This is a genomic window from Leuconostoc sp. (genome assembly GCF_965300815.1).
In genome coordinates, this window is record NZ_CBDKZH010000177.1 from 1 (window position 1) to 1763 (window position 1763).

3 protein-coding genes and 1 pseudogene are annotated in these 1763 nt (G+C 47.6%); all 4 read left to right on the forward strand.

What is annotated here, in order from left to right:
- Nucleotides 1–146: 146 nt before the first annotated feature.
- Complete coding sequence (gene hisF / locus ACW12G_RS07830) at nucleotides 147–911, forward strand: imidazole glycerol phosphate synthase subunit HisF (protein WP_147001109.1); 765 nt, start codon at nucleotides 147–149, stop codon at nucleotides 909–911.
- Entirely contained in the window at nucleotides 908–1258 is a 351-nt protein-coding gene (gene hisI / locus ACW12G_RS07835) for a phosphoribosyl-AMP cyclohydrolase (RefSeq protein ID WP_147001110.1), read from the forward strand. The genes hisF and hisI overlap by 4 nt, the downstream gene beginning before the upstream one ends.
- A 28-nt stretch (nucleotides 1259–1286) precedes the next feature.
- Nucleotides 1287–1613, forward strand: a complete 327-nt coding sequence (hisE, locus tag ACW12G_RS07840; protein ID WP_455647704.1) for a phosphoribosyl-ATP diphosphatase — start codon at nucleotides 1287–1289, stop codon at nucleotides 1611–1613.
- Nucleotides 1610–1763: pseudogene (locus ACW12G_RS07845) on the forward strand (histidinol-phosphate transaminase); the annotation flags it as partial. The gene hisE and the pseudogene ACW12G_RS07845, both read left to right, overlap by 4 nt.

Consider the following 1763-nt stretch of genomic DNA (forward strand, 5'->3'; position numbering starts at 1 on the left):
GCCCACGATTATAGCCAGTGGCGGTCTTGCTGAGTAATAAGACGTATTGCCCCTGCAACAGGCTGGCAAAACCGATCTGATTATTGGCAAAGCGCTAGCAGTCGGGCAAATCACGTTGGCCCAGTTGGCAGCAAGTGAGGTGTAAGATGACATTAACCAAACGCATTATCCCAGCATTAGATGTTAAAAACGGTCGGGTGGTCAAAGGTATCCAGTTTAAACAATTACAAGACATTGGGGACCCAGTCGCTTCGGCAACTGCCTACCAAGATGCTGGGGCAGATGAACTCGTTTTCTTAGACATATCTGCTACGCAAGAGGGGCGTGCGACGATGATTGAAGTCATTGAACGAGTTTCAGCAGCTGTCTTTATTCCCTTAACGGCAGGCGGTGGCGTGACGGATCTGGCTAGTATGAAGGCTATTATTCAAGCCGGAGCTGATAAGGTCTTCTTGAATTCTGCTGCCGTAGACAACCCAGCTTTGATTACAGCAGGGGCCGCCCTTTATGGTTCTCAGGCCATAGTCGGGGCGATAGATGCGAAATGGGATGACGTAGCAAAAATGTATCGCGTGTATACCGCTGGCGGGATGCGACCCACAGCACTGAATGCCTTGGATTGGGCGGAAACAATGGCCGCCCGTGGTGTAGGCGAGCTGTTGGTGACCAGCATGTCTGCTGATGGGACAAAAAAAGGCTATGATATCGCATTGTATCAAGCCTTACAAGCACGATTAAAAGTGCCAATTATTGCTAGTGGCGGTGCGGGTAGTCAACAAGATTTCACCGCTGTTTTTCAAGATGGCGCTGTCGATGGCGCGTTGGCCGCCTCAGTTTTTCATTACGGGGAAATGCGTCTCCCTGAATTAAAAATGCACTTATATGAGAAAGGTATACCCATCCGTTTATGACAAACCAATTGACGCCAAATTTTAACCAGCGCTTACAAAATGGTTTAGTGCCAGCCATTGTTACAGATTTTACGACCGGTGCCGTCTTGATGTTAGCCTATATGAATGCAGAAAGCTTCCAGCGCACATGCGCAACCAAAGAAACGTGGTTTTGGTCGCGCGAGCGCAGTGAATTGTGGCACAAAGGGGCGACCAGTGGACACACCCAGCACGTTGAGACGATGATGCTGGACTGCGATGCCGATACACTGCTTATTCAAGTGACACCCAACGGTCCAGCCTGCCATACTGGCGCAACATCGTGTTTTTTTAATCCGGTGCCAACAAAAGAAGCCCAGGCAGAATAGCAATAAATAGAAAGGCGAACCTTGAACAATGACAAAACAAACCCTTGAAGAATTATATGACATCGCGTATCAGCGACATGTTCTCCCTATCCCCGAGGCTTATTCGAGCTATTTGTATGCGCAGGGGCAAGAAAAAATTTTAAAAAAGGTGGGTGAAGAGGCCACGGAAGTTATTCTTGGCGCTAAAAACAATCGTGAAGAACTAATCTATGAAACGGCAGATTTATTCTTTCATTTAATGGTATTATTAGTGTCAACAGGTGTCTCGTTGGCAGAGATTGAAGCAGAACTTGGTGCGCGTGTAGGACAACAATCGCGCTTACATGAACGACAGAATTGGCGAGGTGAAGCATGAAAGAAACAATCAAAACTTAACCGCTTATCAGGCAGAACTACCTGTTGACGTGGTGAAAGCAAAGTACCAACTCGATCATTTGGCGCGCTTATCGGCCAATGAATCGCCTTATGGCCCATCACCAAAAGTTGGTGAGGCTATCCGTGCTAT